Origin of the sequence: Methanimicrococcus hacksteinii (assembly GCF_032714515.1) — an archaeon.
Lineage (GTDB): Archaea > Halobacteriota > Methanosarcinia > Methanosarcinales > Methanosarcinaceae > Methanimicrococcus > Methanimicrococcus hacksteinii.
In genome coordinates, this window is the sequence record NZ_JAWDKC010000025.1 from 13,419 (window position 1) to 32,888 (window position 19,470).

At 41.0% G+C, this 19,470-nt stretch carries 22 protein-coding genes and 1 pseudogene; 11 read left to right on the forward strand and 12 right to left on the reverse strand.

Translation table 11 applies throughout. The annotated features are described in order from the left end of the window. Positions 1–10: 10 nt before the first annotated feature. The 6 genes from MmiAt1_RS07705 to MmiAt1_RS07730 form a co-directional block, all read right to left on the reverse strand. Positions 11–799, reverse strand: coding sequence for a helix-turn-helix transcriptional regulator (locus tag MmiAt1_RS07705; protein WP_318786307.1), 789 nt, complete (start codon positions 797–799; stop codon positions 11–13). A 391-nt stretch (positions 800–1,190) separates the two neighbouring features. Further along, entirely contained in the window at positions 1,191–2,669 is a 1,479-nt protein-coding gene (locus tag MmiAt1_RS07710; protein ID WP_318786308.1) for a cobyric acid synthase, read from the reverse strand. Positions 2,670–2,980: 311 nt separating this feature from the next. Beyond that, the gene (locus tag MmiAt1_RS07715) at positions 2,981–3,343 is read right to left on the reverse strand and encodes a hypothetical protein (protein ID WP_318786309.1); all 363 of its coding nucleotides are present in this window, start codon (positions 3,341–3,343) and stop codon (positions 2,981–2,983) included. Between the two features lie 144 nt (positions 3,344–3,487). Next, positions 3,488–4,402 (reverse strand): M48 family metallopeptidase, encoded by a 915-nt coding sequence (locus MmiAt1_RS07720; RefSeq protein ID WP_318786310.1) that lies wholly within the window; start codon positions 4,400–4,402, stop codon positions 3,488–3,490. A 123-nt stretch (positions 4,403–4,525) separates the two neighbouring features. Next, positions 4,526–4,810, reverse strand: coding sequence for a phosphoribosyl-ATP diphosphatase (locus MmiAt1_RS07725; RefSeq protein ID WP_318786362.1), 285 nt, complete (start codon positions 4,808–4,810; stop codon positions 4,526–4,528). Positions 4,811–4,941: 131 nt separating this feature from the next. Continuing rightward, the gene (locus MmiAt1_RS07730; protein WP_318786363.1) at positions 4,942–6,204 is read right to left on the reverse strand and encodes a 3-isopropylmalate dehydratase large subunit; all 1,263 of its coding nucleotides are present in this window, start codon (positions 6,202–6,204) and stop codon (positions 4,942–4,944) included. Between the two features lie 539 nt (positions 6,205–6,743). On the opposite strand from MmiAt1_RS07730, the gene MmiAt1_RS07735 reads away from it, so the two are divergent. Beyond that, positions 6,744–7,049 carry a hypothetical protein gene (locus tag MmiAt1_RS07735; protein WP_318786311.1) on the forward strand — a complete coding sequence of 102 codons (306 nt, stop codon included), beginning with the start codon at positions 6,744–6,746 and terminating at the stop codon, positions 7,047–7,049. 47 nt (positions 7,050–7,096) lie between these two features. Here the strand turns inward: MmiAt1_RS07735 and MmiAt1_RS07740 are convergent, their stop codons facing one another. Next, positions 7,097–7,957, reverse strand: coding sequence for a YkgJ family cysteine cluster protein (locus MmiAt1_RS07740; protein WP_318786312.1), 861 nt, complete (start codon positions 7,955–7,957; stop codon positions 7,097–7,099). A gap of 62 nt (positions 7,958–8,019) precedes the next feature. Continuing rightward, complete coding sequence (locus MmiAt1_RS07745; protein ID WP_318786313.1) at positions 8,020–8,220, reverse strand: hypothetical protein; 201 nt, start codon at positions 8,218–8,220, stop codon at positions 8,020–8,022. A 284-nt stretch (positions 8,221–8,504) separates the two neighbouring features. On the opposite strand from MmiAt1_RS07745, the gene MmiAt1_RS07750 reads away from it, so the two are divergent. Then, a complete protein-coding gene (locus tag MmiAt1_RS07750) occupies positions 8,505–8,798 on the forward strand; it encodes a chorismate mutase (RefSeq protein ID WP_318786314.1) in 294 nt (97 codons plus the stop codon). Between the two features lie 206 nt (positions 8,799–9,004). Here the strand turns inward: MmiAt1_RS07750 and MmiAt1_RS07755 are convergent, their stop codons facing one another. From MmiAt1_RS07755 to MmiAt1_RS07765, 3 genes are all read right to left on the reverse strand, one after another. Continuing rightward, the gene (locus MmiAt1_RS07755) at positions 9,005–9,871 is read right to left on the reverse strand and encodes a 4Fe-4S dicluster domain-containing protein (RefSeq protein ID WP_318786315.1); all 867 of its coding nucleotides are present in this window, start codon (positions 9,869–9,871) and stop codon (positions 9,005–9,007) included. A 99-nt stretch (positions 9,872–9,970) separates the two neighbouring features. Next, positions 9,971–10,363 carry a 5-(carboxyamino)imidazole ribonucleotide mutase gene (locus tag MmiAt1_RS07760; RefSeq protein WP_318786316.1) on the reverse strand — a complete coding sequence of 131 codons (393 nt, stop codon included), beginning with the start codon at positions 10,361–10,363 and terminating at the stop codon, positions 9,971–9,973. A 250-nt stretch (positions 10,364–10,613) separates the two neighbouring features. Further along, positions 10,614–11,117: a TrpY family transcription regulator gene (locus MmiAt1_RS07765; RefSeq protein ID WP_318786317.1), complete on the reverse strand. Its 504-nt coding sequence runs from the start codon at positions 11,115–11,117 to the stop codon at positions 10,614–10,616. Positions 11,118–11,340: 223 nt separating this feature from the next. On the opposite strand from MmiAt1_RS07765, the gene MmiAt1_RS07770 reads away from it, so the two are divergent. Next, complete coding sequence (locus MmiAt1_RS07770; RefSeq protein ID WP_318786318.1) at positions 11,341–11,559, forward strand: hypothetical protein; 219 nt, start codon at positions 11,341–11,343, stop codon at positions 11,557–11,559. A 41-nt stretch (positions 11,560–11,600) separates the two neighbouring features. Here MmiAt1_RS07770 and MmiAt1_RS09410 read toward each other — a convergent pair. After that, positions 11,601–12,659 (reverse strand): annotated as a pseudogene (locus MmiAt1_RS09410) (shikimate kinase). Between the two features lie 63 nt (positions 12,660–12,722). Here MmiAt1_RS09410 and MmiAt1_RS07785 point away from each other — a divergent pair. The 8 genes from MmiAt1_RS07785 to MmiAt1_RS07820 all read left to right on the forward strand — a co-directional run bounded on the left by MmiAt1_RS07785 (position 12,723) and on the right by MmiAt1_RS07820 (position 19,356). Beyond that, complete coding sequence (locus MmiAt1_RS07785) at positions 12,723–12,959, forward strand: hypothetical protein (protein ID WP_318786321.1); 237 nt, start codon at positions 12,723–12,725, stop codon at positions 12,957–12,959. A gap of 57 nt (positions 12,960–13,016) precedes the next feature. Continuing rightward, positions 13,017–14,030 (forward strand): phosphate uptake regulator PhoU, encoded by a 1,014-nt coding sequence (locus MmiAt1_RS07790; protein ID WP_318786322.1) that lies wholly within the window; start codon positions 13,017–13,019, stop codon positions 14,028–14,030. A gap of 486 nt (positions 14,031–14,516) precedes the next feature. Further along, on the forward strand, positions 14,517–14,813 hold the full coding sequence (locus MmiAt1_RS07795; protein ID WP_318786323.1) for a hypothetical protein: 297 nt from the start codon (positions 14,517–14,519) through the stop codon (positions 14,811–14,813). 156 nt (positions 14,814–14,969) lie between these two features. Further along, a complete protein-coding gene (locus MmiAt1_RS07800; RefSeq protein WP_318786324.1) occupies positions 14,970–16,529 on the forward strand; it encodes a chloride channel protein in 1,560 nt (519 codons plus the stop codon). A 447-nt stretch (positions 16,530–16,976) separates the two neighbouring features. Then, positions 16,977–17,609, forward strand: coding sequence for an Era-like GTP-binding protein (locus MmiAt1_RS07805; protein WP_318786325.1), 633 nt, complete (start codon positions 16,977–16,979; stop codon positions 17,607–17,609). A gap of 6 nt (positions 17,610–17,615) precedes the next feature. Then, entirely contained in the window at positions 17,616–17,975 is a 360-nt protein-coding gene (locus MmiAt1_RS07810) for a DUF2073 domain-containing protein (RefSeq protein ID WP_318786326.1), read from the forward strand. A 177-nt stretch (positions 17,976–18,152) separates the two neighbouring features. Next, positions 18,153–18,530: a hypothetical protein gene (locus MmiAt1_RS07815; protein WP_318786327.1), complete on the forward strand. Its 378-nt coding sequence runs from the start codon at positions 18,153–18,155 to the stop codon at positions 18,528–18,530. A 313-nt stretch (positions 18,531–18,843) separates the two neighbouring features. Then, the gene (locus MmiAt1_RS07820) at positions 18,844–19,356 is read left to right on the forward strand and encodes a hypothetical protein (RefSeq protein ID WP_318786328.1); all 513 of its coding nucleotides are present in this window, start codon (positions 18,844–18,846) and stop codon (positions 19,354–19,356) included. Positions 19,357–19,470 lie beyond the last annotated feature (114 nt).

The following is a 19,470-nucleotide window of genomic DNA, read 5'->3' on the forward strand; positions in this document are numbered from 1 at the left end:
TTTTGCTGAATTATTCTAATTTGTCGATTTTCTTGGCGTGTTCGACGAAGTATTTGAAGCAGTCGTTACCCCAGTTGAGGGAGCGGCTGTCGGTTGCGACAAGGTATTTCTGAGCGTCATAAAGGCCGTTCTTGTAGAAAAGCGAGAAATAAAGGAAGCCTTCGGTTGTAATAATAAACAGGTTGACGTTGTCGATTAAGTAGAGCTCGTTGTCTTTTAAGCTCATAAACTGCTGCAAGATGTCTTTGTAGTCTAATCTGAATTTGTCAAAAACGTCCTGCGTCATGATAATTCTGGACGGTGTTTTGTTTTTGACCATTTCCTGGAGCATTTCAAGACTGGACGGCATAAAGACAGAAACAATTCCGGAAACTTTCTGAGCAGAATCGAGTTTTTCGACAATGATTTTGTTCTGTTCAAAAACGTTCTTGGACGGGTCCTGGAACAAAATACAATTTTCAAGTTCGTTGAAGCGTTCCAAAAGGTGGTGCGGAATTGCGTTTGTGTCGTGGTCGGTCCAGAAATCGCTGGTTTCTTCAAAGACATTTAAAATTTCCACGAGCGGCGTGTAGTATTTCAAAATGACTTTGCCGATCGGCGTTAAATAATATTCGTTGTTTGTCTTTTGAATCAAATCCGCTTCAAGAAGCTCTTTGATACGCGGATAAATTTCCGGCGTCTTAACATTGAAGAATTCTTTAATTTCAAAAAGCGTACGCGGCTTTTCATCAATTAAGAATAACAAATCTTTTCTTTTTTCAGAATATGTAATCAAGCTTAAGAGACCTTTTCCTTTCACGAATATCACCCGTAATTTATTGCATAACTCAATTTATTCAATTTAAAATGACATGAATATCAAAAAGTTGTTTTGTCGTTATAAATATTATACGATGAATATTATACTCAAGCTTTTTGAATATAAAGGTTTCGCAGTTTTATAAGAAATTATATGGAACAAATAAGGAAGAAGAGCAATTATCTATATAATTTGTCAAAAAGTAATTAAGAAATGTATATGAAATTATAAACAAAATATGAAATAGAATACAAATAAATAAAAACAGGTTTGGAAGACAGATGAAAATAAAAAAATAAACAAAGCCGTAAAACATTCCTTTTTCATTCAATAACAGAAAAAAGAATACAAAACAAACAAAAAATAAACAAAACAGGAGGAATGAAATAAATTATTTCAATCCCATGATTTTGTAAATAAATTCAACGTCAATGTTTTCTTCAAATACTTTTGCCAGTTCTTCAAAGCCGTCCTGCATTGTAAATCCGTCTTCTTCGGCATACGGGACACCTTTCTTTTCGGCCAAGTATTTCAGTAAGGCCACACGAAGGTTTTTGTTGTCGAAAAATCCGTGCATGGATGTGCCGATGACTGTTCCGTCTTTGCTGCAGGCACCGTCGGATCCGAAAATCGGCTCGTTTGAAGAAATACTGCCGCTGTAAGCATTAAATCCTTCAATCGTTTCGCCTTCAATGGCTTTTAAATAAGGCGTGCAGCCGTTCACTTTTAAAGAAACGCGGACCGGTTTTTCGCTGTAGCCTTCTTCTTTTTCATAAACGGTTTCAATGTCCAGCAAACCGAATCCGTCGACAGATTTGCCATCCGGACCTGTTAATTTTTGGCCGAGCATCTGATAACCTTCCCCGATTCCGATGATCGGAACGGTGCCGGCTTTGCTTAAGATTTGGTCGGCCATGCCGCTTTCGCGAAGCGCTGCCAAATCTTTAAGCGGCGTTCCGGATCCCGGAAGAATAATTAAATCGGGATTGCCGAGCGAATCATAAATGTCAATATATCGGACACGCGCTTGTGTTTCCAATATTTCATAATCGTTGAAATGAGAAATTTTCGGGAACTGAATGACTGCAATTTCAAGAGCGGTATTGCTGTTTTTCTTTTCATCCGGAACTGTTCCCGCGCCTTCTTTTTCGCGGAAGGACATGGAATCTTCGGACGGAATTCTCAAGCGGAAGTAAGGCATAATGCCGAGAACCGGAATGCCTGTCATTTCTTCCAATTGCTTTAATCCCGGCCTTAAAATCTCGGGGTCGCCGCGGAATTTGTTGATAATAAATCCTTTGATATTCTTTTTGATATCTTCAGGCAAAAGCATAAATGTGCCGTAAAGGCTTGCAAAAACGCCGCCGCGCTCAATGTCGCCGACAATCAGAATCGGGGCGTCCGTAATACGGGCGGTGCCGACGTTAACGATATCGCGGTCATAGAGATTGATTTCGGCAGCGCCGCCGGCGCCTTCCATAATCACGACATCGTATTTTTCATCCAATCTTGAAAGCGCGCCGCTGAGAATTTCAGACATTTCATCAATCGACTCATAATAATTACCGGCGCTTCTGTCAGCGTAATGTTCGCCCAGAACAACAACCTGCGAAAAGCTGTCGCCTTTCGGTTTTAAAACGACCGGATTCATTTCGGGAATCGGATCCGCTCCGGCTGCCCATGCCTGGATCACTTGCGCATAACTGATTTCTTTGCCGTCCGGATTCACCCATGAATTCAAGCTCATATTTTGCGCTTTAAACGGCGCGGTTTTATAATCTCGGGACATGATTTTACATATCGCCGTCACAATGGAACTTTTTCCCGCATCTGAAGAAGTTCCGAAGATCAGCAAACGTTTCGTATCCATAATTTTCCACATCTCGCAAATCAACTAAGAAATCAACTAAGCTTTATAAAAAAATAACTTCCAATCACATTACAAAAACATGATTTATAAAAGATTTGGTTCATCTTTGAAGTAAATTAAACTTGTTATAAGTGAATTACAAAAGGTTCTAGATAAAACCGTGAATCGCAAACGGTATAAACAAAACAGGACAACTAAATTATAACGTATAAATATGATGGTAAAAAATTATCGCCACTCATAATTTAAAACCAATTCTCGTTTTATTTTTAAAAAAATCCGTTCCATTTTGATTTTTTTTGAAAAATGCATCAGCTCGCGCGCGGCGAACGCAGAGACAACGGCAACAGCGACAACGGCAACAGCGACAACGGCAACAGCGACAACGGCAACAGCGGTGGCAGCAGACAAGCCGGCAAGTCTGCAACTGTATTATTGCAGAATAGTAAGGTAACGGCAGCAACAGAAACAGTTCGGTAATCTGTGCCCACGTTCGCGTAGCGAACGGATGTGATAAAAATAAGATGATGCATACGGAACACATTGACAGCAACGGAAGCAGACAGCAACGGAAGCAGACAGCAACGGAAGCAGACAGCAGCTGAAACAAACAGCAGCTGAAACAAACAGCAACGGAAACAAACAGCAACTGAAACAAACAGCAGTTGAAACAAACAGCAGCTGAAACAAACAGCAGCTGAAACAGAAAACAGCTAAAATAAAAAGCGGCTGAAACAGAAAGCAGTTGAAACAAGCAATAAAACCATAAAAAGTCAAATTAAAAAAGTCAAATTAAAAAGAATTATAACAAAAACAATTCATTTTATTCCCAAAATCCAGCCGTTTTCCTTGAGTTCCAGGCGCTTTTCTTTGTATTTGGGATCAATCGTACCGACAAGATCCCAGAACGCTTTAGAATGGTCTTTATGGCGAATATGGCACAACTCATGAACAATCACATAATCAATGACAGGCGTTTCGGCCTGAATTAAAACCCAATTTAATTTAATATCATTTTGATAAGTGCAGCAGCCCCATTTGCTTTTATAAGAAACCGCTTTGACCGACTTCGGCTTTTTCCCGAGCAATTCCAAATACTTTTCGGCAAAATAATCCGCGCGCGAATTGAAAAAAACATCCGCCTGTTCAATATAAAAAGATTCGACCGCCTTTTTGATTTTCTTTTCTTTTTCCGTTTCGGATAAATCAATCAAACGGGCCGGCAAAAAAACCTGCAGCTGCCCGTCCAGCAAATGAACTTGAATCTTCTTGATTTCCGGCTCATAAATCAGACGCAGCGTATATGTTCGTCCCATATAATGAAAAATGCTGCCGTTTGTATACGACTGCTTTGCCTTTTTTTGTGCCGCTTCTTCCTTTTTGGACGCTTTTTCCAGCAATTCCAAAACATTGCTTTCATTTTCATTCAGAACAGACACAATATCCTTTACGGAAAGAGAAGCCGGCGCACGGACAAACAAAATCGGCTGTTTTAGGGAATCCGTTTCAGAACCGCCTCTTGAATCAGTTTTCGAACCATTTACGAAATCGGCTTCAAAACGGTTTGCAAAGCCGATTTCGGCATCTGTTTCGGCAGATTCATACCGTACCGTATAGCTGATTGTTTTTTTTCTTTTTTTGGAGAAAATGATAAGACATTTTAACTGACTTGAACCGGCTGAGACGACTGTTTCAGTTGTTTTCTCTCCGGCAGCGGGTCTGACAGGCGGCATGGTTTTTCAAAAATATTTAAAAAATGAACATTAAAGTTAAAAGTTAAAAATTGAAATGAAAAATAATTCAATAGAATTAATTGAGTTATTAAATATTGAATTATTGAATATTGAGTTATTGAATTATTTAAAACGACGGGCAAGCTCCGCCGAAATTTCGTCGGGCGTGACACCGCACTCAAAAAGCATGACCAGCAAATGGAAAAGAAGATCGGATGTTTCATAAACAATTTCTTCTTTGTCGCCGTCTTTGACGGCAATAATTGTTTCCGTTGTTTCTTCGCCGACTTTTTCCAGAATTTTGTTGATGCCTTTCGGATCATTGAGCAAAGCGCAAACATAAGAGCCTTCAGGCTGTGTTTTGCTGCGTTCTTCGATAATTTTGTAAACCGTATTCAAAACGGACATATCCGGGGTTTCCGACACGTTGATTTCTCCGATTATTCCTTTTCAGTAATTTTGTATTCGAATGCATTCATTCCGTTTAACAGTATTTATTTCAGCCGTTATTTTTATTTCAACTGTTATCGGTGTTTCGTTTAAATTTCCCTCGGGTCCGTAATTTCGCCCGTAATTGCGGATGCGCCGGCTGTTGCGGGAGAACACAGGTAAACGAAAGAATTCGGACTTCCCTGACGGCCTCTGAAGTTTCTGTTGGATGTCGACAAACCGACTTCGCCGTCGCCGAGACGGCCGAACGATCCGCCCATGCACGGGCCGCAGCACGGGGATTCTACGATTGCGCCTTTTTCCATCAGCGTTTCAATGTAACCGGCGCGGTAAGCTTTCATATATTCCGTTCTCGATGCCGGAACAACAATTAAGCGAATGCCTTTTGCAATCGGATCATTGCCCATGGCTTCCATCATAAGCTGAATGTCTTCAAAACGGCCGTTGGTGCAGGAGCCGACAAAAATCTGGTCAATCTTTGTTCCGGCCATTTCCGTCACGGGTTTGACATTATCGACATTGTGCGGGCAGGCGACCTGCGGTTCCAGGTCGGAAATGTCATAATCGCGGACTTCTCTAAAGCTTGCGTCGCTGTCGGATTTCCAATTCAAATCCAATTTGAAATCGGGAACGCGTTCTTTCACATACGCTTCCGTCACGGCGTCGGGCTCAATCAAACCGGCTTTGCCGCCCATTTCAATGGCCATGTTCGACATTGTCATTCTTTCGGAAATCGAAAGGTTATGCACGGTTTCGCCGGCGAATTCGGCCGCCATGTAGCGCGCGCCTTCCGCGCCGACATCGCCGATGAGATGCAGAATCAAATCTTTTGAATAAACGTGTTTGGGAAGTTTGCCTTCAACGTTGAAGCGAATTGTTTCGGGAACTTTAAACCACAAACGGCCGGTCGCCAAAACTGCGGCCATATCTGTTGATCCGAGGCCGGTTGAAAATGCGCCGAGCGCGCCGTAAGCGCAGGTGTGAGAGTCGGAGCCGACAATTAAATCGCCGGGAAGCACATGTCCTTTTTCAGGCAAAACCTGATGACAGACGCCTTCAAAGATGTCATAATTCAAGATGTTTTGCTCTTTTGCAAATTGTCTCAAATAAATATGATTCTGAGCGGCATTCACGGAGTCAGCCGGGGATTGGTGGTCAAAAATAATGACAACCTTTTCCGGATCCCAAACTTTCTTTTCTTCCTTGCCTTCCATGATTTCGTAAAAACCTTTTACGGCAAGCGGCCCCGTAATGTCGTGCGTCATCGCGCGGTCAATATTTGCAACAACAAATTCGCCGGCGCCGACAGGCTTGTTTGCCGCTTTTGAAAAGATCTTTTCCGCAAGTGTCATCGGTTTTTGTTCCATATTACCCTCTCATGATGTTGAAATAATTAAAAATACTTAAGGCTCGGTTTTTCACCCGATATATTTTGATTTTTGGTTTTAGTTTTTGATTTTTATTTTTGCTGTTTTTTGTTTATTGACGGTTCTACTTTCCTTTGATTTAAATAATTTATTAAATTGATCTGAATATTCTCATTTAAAAATGATTAAAATGACAAAAGCAACAGAATTATTCAAACTTATTCAAATGAATTTAAACATTCAAACATTCAAACATGTTCAAACGTATTCAAATCAAAACATCGTTTTTCATAAACTTTTCAAACCCGAACCCCCGATAAAACCATAAAAAAGAAAAGGGCTCGAAAATTCATTCAAAAAACGGGGTTCAATTTTTTTAATGATTCATAAAAACGATGTTTCTGTTTAGAAAAATTAAAGAAAAAACAAAACAACCACCTCCAACGACGAGTTTTGTGAGCGCAGCGAGCAAAAGGAGGCGTTGGAGATTCGCCCCATGACTTTCAATTAAAACAAAAAACCGATTGTCAGCTTCATTGGGTGTCAGCCGCATTGAGTGTCAGCTTCATTGGGTGGCAGCCGCATTGGGCGTCAGATGCATTGAGTGGCAGTTAATATGCCTGCCTGCATTGCCATTTGCATCATCTCATTTTTATCACATCCGCTCGCTACGCGAGCGTGGGCACAGATTACCTTACCGATTCCGTTTGCTGCTGCTACCACTATTTTTACAATACAGTTGCAAACTTGCCGGCCTGCTTGCTGCTGCCACTGCCGTTGCTGCTACCGCTGCCACCGTCACTGCCGCCCGCGCGAGCCGCACAAATTAAAAAAATAAATCAAAACCGGACCCCGTTTTTAACCAAAACTAAAAACATCATTCGAATTTTAACTGAATTTGAACCGTGCAAATTCCCGTGCTGTCATAAACGACAAATGTCATTCGGTTTTGGTTGAAATTTGCTTCAAATTGTTCTTTGCCGGCGGCGGTGTCAAAAATAAATTGTTCGTATTTTTCTTTAATGACGGCAGACGTTTTCAAATAATCTTCGTGATCCGAGAGCGCGCGTTTTAAAAGCGCTTCTGCCGACTCTTCCGTCAGGTTTTGGTCTGTTTTTTCGGCTTTGCCGATGCCTTCGCATTCACAAACGAAAACTTCCGACTCTTCCGAATAAAACGGATAAGTCCGGCAAAGACCGGGGCGGCAGTCATAAATCAGACATTTCTGAGACGACGGGTCCAAAAAAATACAGCTTCCGTCTTTCTTTTTTTGAAGCATCCAGCCGAACGTATGAATTCTTCCGTCTGCGTCTGTTTGAATTTCGCCGGTCTGAAAAATTTGGTAAAAAGATTCTTTATCGGCAAAAACGCCGCTTTGCTCGCCCGAACCAAAAGACTTGTAAAAATCCGGAAGCAAAGGCAAAACGAATTGTTCGCGCGAAACGCTCGCAGATTCGGAAATGAATTGGATTTCATCCGGCAAAACATAAACTGTGTTGTCTCCTTCAAAATGCCTGCAGCATTGGCCGCATTGGAGGCAGACAAAATTTGAATTTTCAATCGTTTTTAAAACTTTTTTCCGATTTTTGACGCCCGCGCTTCGAATTGACTGAAGCTCGTTTGAAAGCCGATTTTGAAGCGCGGAAGCTTCCAAAGCGGACACCGATTCGTCCGATTGAATTTCAGTCACAGAAAGCAATAATTCGGGATTTGAGCCGAAATTTAAGTCTGATTTCATTCAATCGGATGATTCAAAGATGATTCAAATATCTTTTCGTAAAAAACGCGTTCGTTTTGAATTTATTTTTTGAAAAACGCGCTGTTCGCGCGCGGGAGGCAGGTGCGAGTGGCAGATGCGAGCGGCAGGTGGCGGACAGCAGCCGACAATCGCAGAACAACTGACAAAACAGATGCAGCGGCAAACGGAAACAGTAAGGTAATCTGTGCCCACGCTCGCGCAGCGAGCGGATGTGATAAAAATGAGATGGGTATGCGGAACAAAACTGCGCAGAGAATAACAAAAACACCGGCAAAACAGTGACAAAAACAGTGACAAGAACAGTGACAAAAGCAGTGACAAAAACACCGGCAAAAGCAGGCAATAACAAACAGTGAACAAAAAGACTAATTTCCGAATTAAAAATTAAAGACCAATTCTTCATTTTTGGCCTGCGCATCTGAACATTTATATGAGATGGGCTTTAAATTTAGAAGCGGAGATTATCTCTTAAGTTTATTGTCTATGTCTATTGTCTTCTTTAAATTTCAAAGGACGGTGAATACCAATGCCGACAGGAATGTTAGAAACAACACGTGAAAAGATGCGGTTGATTGATCGGGAAATTATCGAATTAATTGAAGTCAGAACAAATTTGGCGAGCGAAGTTCTGTCTTCCAAAAAAGAAATGGGTAAGCCGATTATTGATGAAGAGCAAATCCAAAAAGTTTTGGACCGCGCCTCAAGCTTGGCGGTTGAAAAAGGATTGGATGTCGATTCCGTGCATCAGATCTTTGAAATTCTGATCCAAATGAGCATCGACAAACAAAACGAATACAGCGGAAAATCAGAATATATCTGATTTTTTACTTTTTCGTTTGTTTTTCCTCATTTTGTTTTTCCTCATTTTGTTTTTCCGCATTTTGTTTTTCCGCATTTTGTTTTTTCGTTTATTTTTGTTTTTTTCATTTTATCTTTGTGTTTTTCGTTTTATCTTTGTGTTTTGTTTTGCATATTTCCGATTTTCTTCAGGATTGCCTTTTCCTTTTGTTTTTTAATTTGTTTATTTTATTTTTTGGTTCCGTACGCTCGAACGTGATTCCAGGAGCGGACCAATTGTTCTTTCTTCTTGCTGTTGATTTTAGATTCATCATATATGCCGATATTTCGGCGGTCAAACAAAATACGGTCTTTTCCGACCGGGCACACTTTTATGCAAACGCCGCAGCGTGACGTTCCTTTTTTGCCGAGTTCATCCAAATACGCGGCGCAGCGGCTTTTGTCCGTTTTAACGGCGGGATACATTCTTTCCGGATCATCATTGATTGCCTGAATCGGACAAAAACGAGAACATGCCATACAATTAATGCACAAACCGTTTTTTTCGAATTTCTTTTTTTGACCGGCCTTTTTCTTTTGTTTCTTTTTCGGAACTCCGAGCTCAGTTTGCGTTGCCGCTGTTAAAATCGTTGCAAATCTGACTCTCGGGCCGTATTTTTTTGTCAAAAAAACATTATTTCGCCCGAAGACGCCGAGTCCGGCATGGTAAGCCGCATGTCTGTGAGAAAATGCCGCTGCCGGTTTTTCAATCAGAACTGACATTTCCGAATAGCCGCCGCGGGCTGTCGGCATAGAAGCAAACTCTTGTTGGTTTAAAAACGAAGAAAGCATCACCATTTCATTTTCTAAAACAGCATTTAAATTATTCTGATGCTCGTTATAATAGACAGAAGGCGTTGTTTCCAAAATCGGTAAAATAACGGGAATGCCGATTACAATTACGGTTTTTGTTTCCGGAAACACATTCGTCGGATAAAAATCAGGATGAATCGGATATTTTTGTTCCTTTCCCCAGTCTGATGCGTCGGCAAAACCAAAAATCGGCAAAATATTCTTTTTTTTCTTTTGAGAAAGCAAATCATAAAAAGTTTTCATAAAACCTACACCCTTTCATTCGTTTATTTTGCTGTACTGCCGAATACGGGTTTATGAATTAATTAATTCTTCACTTTTTGTTTTATAATTATTTTTTAATTATTTTTCCAGCAAATCCAAAATACGGATTGCCAAATGCGCGCCGTTGGCGCCGTTATCAACACCGACTGCCGCGACCGGAACGCCGGGAGGCATTTGCGTCACCGACAAAAGCGCGTCCAATCCGCCGAGTTTTGCGCTCACAGGAACGCCGATTACCGGTTTTTTTGTTTTTGAAGCGGCCACGCCGGGCAAAGCGGCGGAAAGGCCCGCAATTGTAATAAAAACAAGCGCGTCCGAATTCTTGATGTATTCATCCAAGTCATCCGGATTTCTGTGCGCGGAAATCACGACGACTTCGTATGTGTAATCCGTTTTTTCAAGGACCGCAACGGCTCTGTCAGAAATAGCTCTGTCTGATTCAGAACCCATAATAATTGAAATTTGGACCATTGTTTTTGCCACCTGCTTCAAATTGTATCTCGTTTAAATTTGAATGTTATAAAATATCATAAAAATATCACAAAATATCATTAAATTTGCTTAAAAATAAATAAAACTTTAGTTGAACAAAGCCCAAATACCGCTTTTCTTAATTAAAAAGTAACGGTATAACCTTTTATTTGTCATTTTCCGGTCATTTAATGTTCATTTAACAATCATTTGACAGCCGACAATCATTTAACGGTCATTTAATCATTATTTAATGAATCGTAACCCCTTTAACGCCTTTAATCTCCCGGATTTTATCAACCAGTTCGCCCGGGATTTTGTGATCGGTAATAATCGTAAGCCTCGGCTCTTCATTGAAGTAAGGATCGTCCGACACGGTTTGACGGATACTGTATCCGGCGTCGGCAATAACGCTTGTCACGCCTGAAATAATACCAACCTCAGCGCCGTCATCGGGAATAATAATCACGACGCCCAAATCCAAATGCGGGGCAACTTCCGCCAAAAACGGAATGGATTTGACGTGTCTGAAAAAATCAAAAAGTGTTTCATCTTCAATAATGTGTTTTGCCGTTGCGTCAACAACACGCCGATCGACATTGATTTCTTTACCGATTTGAACATGCGGAATTTCAATGCCGCCTGACACAACTTTTCCGGCATCGTTGACTTGGAAACCGCGTTCCAAAAGAAGTTTGACAACTTTTTCCTGCGCCGGATATTTTTCAAATTTATTACGAATCGGTTCCCACATTTTAAATTCTCCGAAAATTTCAGTTTTAAAAACGATGTACATTTAGATATATTTATGTCTTAATTTATCCGTTTATGATACAATTTTGTGATTGTGCCTTTTGTTTTATGTATTTTTTGTTATTGCTTTTTTGTTACTTCTTTTTTTGTTACTGCTTTTTTTGTTACTGCTTTTTTTGTTACTGCTTTTTTGTTACTGCTTTTTTTGTTATTGCGCCTGCTGCATGCACTGCCGCTATCATCAGCTTTTTATCACATCCGCTCGCTACGCGAGCGTGGGCACAGATTACCTTACTGTTTCCGTTTGTTGCCGTTCCGCTGTCGTTCCGCTGCCGTCTTGCTGTTTCTGCTGCTTTTGTTTGCTGCTTCAGTCTGCTGTTTCTGTTTGCTGCTTCAGTCTGCTGTTCGGCCGCGCGCGCAATGACGCAATTTTTAAAAAATAAAAAATAGAACCACGTTTTTTGATAAACAACTGAATCAAAACTCAAAACTGCAGCTTCTCGATTTCAAGTGTTTCCAAACTCAAATCACCGGATTTCATGTATTTTGAAAAGCGGCGGCTTTCTTTAAGCGCATTTTTATTGCAGGTTTTGGTTTCATAAATCCGACTGTTCGGGAATTGAGATTTCCAGGATTCTTGAACGGCATGAATCGCGGCTTTCAAATCTTCTTTTTGATCTGCCGGAACGGAATCAAAACGCGGGAAAAGCGCCGTAAAAGAAGGGCCGGTGCCGGATAAGCCGGCGGCGGTGTCAAATTTTTTGCAGATTTCCATGCAGGAAATGGCAGGCTCGGGGCTGAAATGAAGAGCGCTGCAGTAGATTAAGCCGTTTAATTTCATTGCTTTTTTGTAATCGCCCTAAAGAGCGATGTCGTAGGCGGTTTCAACAAGATCTTTCATTAAAACCGAACGCGAAACATCTGTTTCGGAACTGAAGGCGGTTGTGTCAGGATTTAAAATTAAAACATCGTACTCAAACGGTTCTTGTTTGATCAATTCTTGTTTCCGGTTGTCTGTGACGGCAACGCCGCCGTAAAAAGAAGCGCAGGCATCGTCGTAAGCACCCGTAATTGTGACGCCGGCCTCTTTGGCTGCGCGAACGCCGAGTTTGACAATTTCTTCGGGATTTAATTCTTCGCCCAAAGCATCCAAAGCCGCAATGACGGAAGCGTTAGCAGCGGCGCTGCTGCTTTTTAAGCCGCCGGCCATAGGAATTTCGCTTTTTGTTAAAACAGATGCTTTTTTGAAACAGCCGAACTCTTCTAAAACATATGAAACGCACTTTTCGATTAAATCGGAATTCCCGGTCGGGTTTTCATAAATTCGGCCTTTAATTTCGTTTTTTTCAATTTTTTCGTTTTTTTCAATTTTTCCGGATTTTTCAGCTTGTTTTGATTTTTCAGACGAAGACAAATCTTCGAATAAACAAACTTCGGCATAAGTTTTCAAATCAACGGCATAAGCGCATCCTTTCCATACCGCAACCGCATTGATTATTGTCCCGCCGCCAAAGGCGCATCCGTATCCTTTTTGAATTTTCATTGGTTATGCATCTCGTACATCAAATATGTCAATTTGATTTTAAATATTTTGACGGGAAAAAAATTGAAAAAGAAAAAAAGAAGAAAAGGGAGAAAAAGAAAAGAAAGGAAGGAAATTAAGGGAAGGAAAGAAAGAAAAAGGAAGAAAAGGAAGAATAAAAAGAAAAGAAAATGGAAATATTTAATTTATAGTTTAGAATATAGTAAATTTGAGAAATATATATATAAACAAAAACATTGTATAGTCATATTTAATCAGGCAAAAATAAATAAATTTCCGATTGTTATTTTTATTTTTTAATTTTAAATTTGAATTTTAAGTAAATTTTAATAATTCTGAAAAAAGGTGTTATGAATAATGGAAACGCGAAAAGTACAGCAGACGGGAGGATCTACATACATTATTTCACTGCCGAAGCAATGGGCGGAAAAGGTGGGAATTACGCCCGGCGCGCGCGTCGGTGTTCAGCCGCAGCCGAACGGGAAATTATTGATCAGTCCGGAAGTTGATTCCAAACCGATCCGCAAAAAAACAATCGACATTTCAAACGTGACCGGCCGAATGCTGGAAAGAGCAATTATCGCGACATATTTGGCAGGCTATGACATCATGGAATTTGCCGCCCCCAAAATTACGGCGGAACAGAAAAAAGTCATCCGCGATGTCTGCCACAAACTGATCGGTCCCGAAATCATTGAGGAGCAGTCTAATTTTGTTTTGGTTCAGGACATTTTAAGTCCGAACGAACTTTCTGTTAAGAAAGCGGTTCAAAGAATGGCTTTGATTACGACGTCCATGTTTAATGACAGTGTGATTGCTTTCTGCAACTGCGACACGGACCTTGCCACCGACGTTATGGAAAGAGATAATGAGGTTGACCGTTTGTACATGGTCATCTCAAAACAGTTCAAAGCGGTTTTGTGCGGAACCGGATTCACGGATCAGGACACCACGATTGAAGAATATCATAATTACAGAATGGTTGCCGCGCCGATTGAACGCATTGCCGACCACGCCCACCGAATCGCTCACATGGTTCTGATGTTCCCGCCCGAGCTGGATGAAAAAAGAACGGAAGAAATCACTAAAATGGCCGATTTTGCCATGGACACTTTCAAAAAATCGGTTGAATCAGTCATAACTTTAAATCCGAAAATGGCAAACCAGGTCATTGAGAACCAAACCGATATGGACACCTTCATTACGCATTTCAATCGCGCTTATTTTGACAAGTCGGTCGATTTGTCTTTCGGCACAATGATCAGCATTCGTACCATCATTGACAGCATCGGCAGAATTACCGATTACGCCGCCAACATCGGCGAACTGGCAATTGACGCGTCCATTGATTCACCGAATGTAAAGTGGTAAGAATTTACCGCTTTCATTTTTTCTTTTATTGTTTTTCTTTTTTTTATTGTTTTTCTTTTTACTTGTTTTACCATTTCTGTTTCTAACATTTTTGTTTTTTACCATTCTGTTTCTACGATTCTTGTTTCTACGATTCTTGTTTCTACGATTCTTGTTTCTACGATTCTTGTTTCTACGATTCTTGTTTCTACGATTCTTGTTTCTACGATTCTTGTTTCTACGATTCTTGTTTCTACGATTTCCGTTTTTACGATTATTCTTACCGACTTTTTACTTTTTTTCAATCAAAAAACGAAACATCGTTTTTCATAACTTTTCAAATCCGAACCCCCTCTTCCGTGAAAATAAAAAGAAAAAACGGGGGTTCGTTTTTCTTTAACTTTAAATAAACCGATGTTTCGGTTTATAATGAATGAGATGAAAATCCCGCGAACCGCCCCTCCAATCCGAGTTTTGTGAGCGTAGCGAGCAAAATGAGGATTGGAGATGGACCATATGATTTCAATTAAAACAAAAAACCGTCTTTTTTATAATGTGCTGCCGCTTTTGTGTGTGCTGCCATTACTGTCTGCAATGTGGAATGTGTTTCCACTTGCATCTCATTTTTATCACATCCGCTCGCTACGCGAGCGTGGGCACAGATTACCTTACTGTTTCCGTTTGCTGCTGCTACCTTACCGATTTCGTAAATACAGTTGCCGTCTTGTCGGCCTGTTTGCTGCCGTTGCCTGCGCCGCTGCCTGCACTGCTGCCGCCGCTGTCGCCCGCGCGCGAGCCGCATAATTTTTGAAAAATCAACCAAAAACGTACCCCGTTTTATGAAAAATAATTCGCCGAAATCGAATTTTATTTTTTGCTTTTGTTTTTGCTTTTGTTTTTTATTGAACCCTGCAAAAATAAATATTGTCAAAGCCATAAGGCTATTTCAGGTTTAATTCATTGGAATTTTGGTTGGGACAGCAGATGGAGCTTAAAACAAAGAACAGACTCACTTTTTTAGTTTACGCGCTCATTTTGGGAGCATTTATCGGCGCCGTCACTTGGCTTTTTTTGTGGGCGATGGATTTTTGTCTGGAATTGATTTGGACGGATTTGCCTGAAAGGATTGATTTTATCTATTTGCCGGTTGCGGTTTGTACGATCGGCGGTGTTTTGGTCGGGCTTTGCAAGAAGTATTTCGGCAGCGTTCCGGGGGTTTTGTCGATTGAACTTGAAGAAATCAAAAGAACCAAACGCGCCGATTACAAAAATTTGCCGGCGGTTGCGGTCTCAGCATTTCTGCCGCTTGTTTTCGGCGGCAGCATCGGCCCGGAAGCGGCGCTGGTTTCAATTCTCGGCGGTTTGAGCACTTGGATTGCCGATCATATCAAAACAACGGCAAAGAATGTCAAAGCTTATACGGAAATCGGAGCGGCGGCAACACTCAGCGCAATGTTCGGATCGCCTTTTTTCGGTTTTGCCGAAATCTTCGAATCCCGAAAAAATTCGTTTATTTCATTTGACGAATCCGCCGACAAACCGATAACAATTGGCAGTGATGCATTTGACGACGAAATCTTTGACGAATTCAATGACGATGCCGGAGAAATAAACAAAATAAGCAGCGAAAATACAAACAGCGGAAAAGTAAACGCCGAAAAAATAAGCAACGAAAAAATAAGCAACGAAAAAGTAAATACTGAAAAGATAAACAGCGAAAAAGAAGAAGAAGAGCCGGATATTTTTCCGAAGCGTTCGAAAAATCTGATTTATTTCGCGTCGGCAATTGTTGCGTTCGGTGTTTTTGCCGTTTTGTCCCACATTTTTCCCGAATCCGGCATTTACCGCTACGAATATGTGCCGTTCGGCCTAAACGAATGGCTTGCAATCCTTCCGCTTGCCGTTATCAGCAGTCTTTTCGGCTATTTGTATTACATTTTCGGCATTCTGATCCGTAAAGGAATTCGGCCGATTAAAGAAAAGAAAGTGCTTTTGGCAACTGTCGGCGGCTTCATTCTCGGTCTGGCCGGTTTGCTTTTGCCTTACACGCTGTTTTCCGGCGAAGCGCAGATCGCTCAAATCGCCGTCGAATGGACGACAATGTCAGCCTTCATTTTGCTTTTAACCGCCGTCGTTAAAATATTTGTCTCGCGCCTCTGCTTCTTAACCGGATGGCGCGGCGGACACATTTTCCCGATTATCTTTTCCGGACTTGTTCTCGGGTATGCGTTCTCAAAAATTGTTCCGGTTGATCCGACGTTTTCCGCCCTCATCTGCTCCGCGGCAATGACCGGAATGGTGCTTCGAAAGCCCGTGGCAACCGTTTTGGTTTATTTAATCATCTGTCCGATCGAATATTTGATTCCGCTCACGGTTGCAACCGTTATTTGCTGTTTTATACCGTTTCCGAAAATGTTTGAAAAAGCGGAAAGAGAAGAAATCGAAGAAGAACTGGAAAGCAAAAAGCAGATGCATGACAAAGAAAAGCAAAAAGCAGGAATTGAAAAAAGCGGGAATTGAAAAACAGGAATTGAAAAAAACAGGAATTGAAAACTGAAATTTTATTTTGATTTCCACAGTTTCAGCTTTTCATTAATTTTTGAAGTTTTAATTTTCATAATTTTTCTAATTTTTGCTGTTTCAACTTTGCCGGTTTTTGTTGTTTTAACTTTGTGATTTTTGTTGTTTCAACTTTGCTGATTTTGGCTGTTTTAACTTTGTTAATTTTTGTGCCGACGACATGAATTATAAATACTAGCTGTGACTTTTTTCTATAATTACATTTCACCGGCAAAATGAAAGAATCATGGCGGCGGCAATGTTTTTATTCAAAATTATATTTCGGATCGGATTTCTGATTGGATTTCAATTCAGATTCCGGTTCGTTCAACATTTCAATGAATTTAAGTCGATTCAGAATTAAATTCGGCGAATTCAAAATTTTTAATTTTCCCCCGGAGGAAAAATATGGGTGTAATTTCTCAATTCAAAAATTTTTTCGGCAAATTGTTTAAAAAGAAAAATGCATGCATCGGCATTTACGGACCGCCGAATGCCGGCAAAACAACACTTGCAAACCGTATCGTCAAAGACTGGAAGGATGATGAATCTGAACCCGTCGGTTCCGTTTCCCACATTGCGCACGAAACCAGAAAAGCGCAGCGCCACCACAAGCTGGAAATCGAATCCAAGGGCAGCAAAATCTGTTTGGATATTGTTGACACCCCCGGCTTGGCGACAAAAATCGACTTCCACGACTTTATGAAAGAAGGCATGGGCGAAAAAGAATCCAAGCAGCGCTCCAAAGAAGCAACAGAAGGCGTTATCGAATCCGTCAAATGGCTGGACGATTTGGACGGCGTCATTTTAGTGATGGATGCCACCGAAAACCCGTACACGCAGGTGAACGTGACCGTTATCGGAAACATGGAAGCCCGCAAATTGCCGCTTTTGATCGTCGCCAACAAAATCGACCTTCCCGAAGCAGATCCGGAAGCAATCAAAGAAGCGTTCCCGCAGCACCCGTTCATCGGCATTTCCGCATTGGACGGCACAAACATGGACACCTTCTATGAAGCCATTGCAAAACAGTTCGGGTGATTCAAAATGAGCGATATTCAACTTGATTTGGTTTCCGACGCAAAACTCTCCAGAATGGGTTCCACTGAAAAAGTGCGCTACATTATTGACGAAGTGCGCAAAGGAAAAATCATGGTCTTGGAAAAAGGCCTTGACCCGATGGAAGAAGCGAAACTGATTGAAATGACCATGACCGAAATCGAAGAAGATTTCTACGGCCTTGAAATTGAAAGTTACCCGCGCGACGAAGGCAACCCGTCATTCCTCGGCAAACTCTTCAAAAAAGATTCAGGCCAGCAGAAATTGACCGTCATCGGCCCGGCCAACCAATTAAAAACTTTGAGAAAAGATAATTCACTCATCAGCACACTCGTGTCAACCAAATGACACGGGTTTTTTTCTATTTTTTTACTTTATTTTGATTTTTGTTTTTCGATTCTTATTTTTAGTTTTCTGATTCTAACTTTTGTTTTCGATTCTTATTTTGTTTTTGATTTTTTTATATTTTGATGTCTTTATTATTGTTTACTGCATCTGCTGCATAATTAATATCAGTCTGCATTTATGTTTGCTTCCGGAACAAATTATTTGTGCACCCCGGTCTGCGTACCACTTGTATCTCATTTTTATCACATCCACTCGCTACGCGAGCGTGGGCACAGATTACCTTACCGAGTCCGTTTACCGCCGCTACCTTACCGGTTCCGTTTGCTGCTGCTACCTTTACTGTTTCTGCAATACAGTTGCAGACTTGCCGGCCTGTTTGCTGCTGTCGCTGCTGTCGCTGCTGTCGCTGCTGTCGCTGCTGTCGCTGCTGTCGCTGCTGTCGCTGCTGTCGCTGCTGTCGCTGCTGTCGCTGCTGTCGCTGCTGTCGCTGCTGTCGCTGCTGTCGCTGCTGTCGCTGCCGGCAGCCGCATCGCGCGCGAGCTGTGCGGCTTTTAAAAAAATACAAAAACAAACCCGATTTTTTAAAAATTTGTTTTCAATCGCATTTTTGTTTTGTTCTGTTATTGTTCGTTGGTTTTATTTTTGGTTAATTTTTTGATATATTTCATCAATTATTCTTGATTTGTAATGACAGATCACGCCGTTCACTTTCATTTTATAAGAATAGAATAGAATTATTATCAGAAAATAATATATAGTCTGCAGAGTTAAGAAATTAGATCGGTTTTTGGAATATTATTAAATAAGAAATTCTCAATTGTTAGTTGGGTTTTGAATTGTTAAACACATTTTTTTTCGAGGTGTTTTTGTGCTTAATCGTGAATTGCAGTCAGCAGAAAGAGTGAAGGTCAAACTTTCGGGAATTGACCCTCAAGCGCTTGTTTCGTTTGAAATGGGCAACGACGACATCGACTTGATCTGCACGTACGGCAAAATCACGCTTTTGTGCCGGTCTGAAATTCCGGACTACACCATCGGCCTGATTTTAAAAACAATATCGGCCGTTGACAATTCAACGTCTCATGAAACCGAAATTCTCTGCGATTTCGATGATATTCAAAATTATCAGCGAATGGGCTACACGCTTGTTTCCTACGGGCGCTGCAGCGACCAATACCGTGTCGCGTTTAACATTCCGTTTTCTTCCGAAAAAGCCGTCTACAACCTGACAATCGCTCTTTTTGACGAGCTTTCAAAAGAAAAAACGCTTAAAAAAGATTTTTACTGGAGCGGCAAAGACCACAACATTATCCAGCTTTTCAACGAATTAAAAGACATCAACGGCTGGAAAGTCAAAACAATCAAAAACAAAGACATCTGACACAATTGATTCTGACAAATTTTGACCGCGCGGCTAAAACATTTTTAAAACAAAAATCGGTGTTTAAAAAAGTAAAAATCAAAAATTAAACCCGAATTCTTTAGATTTAATTTT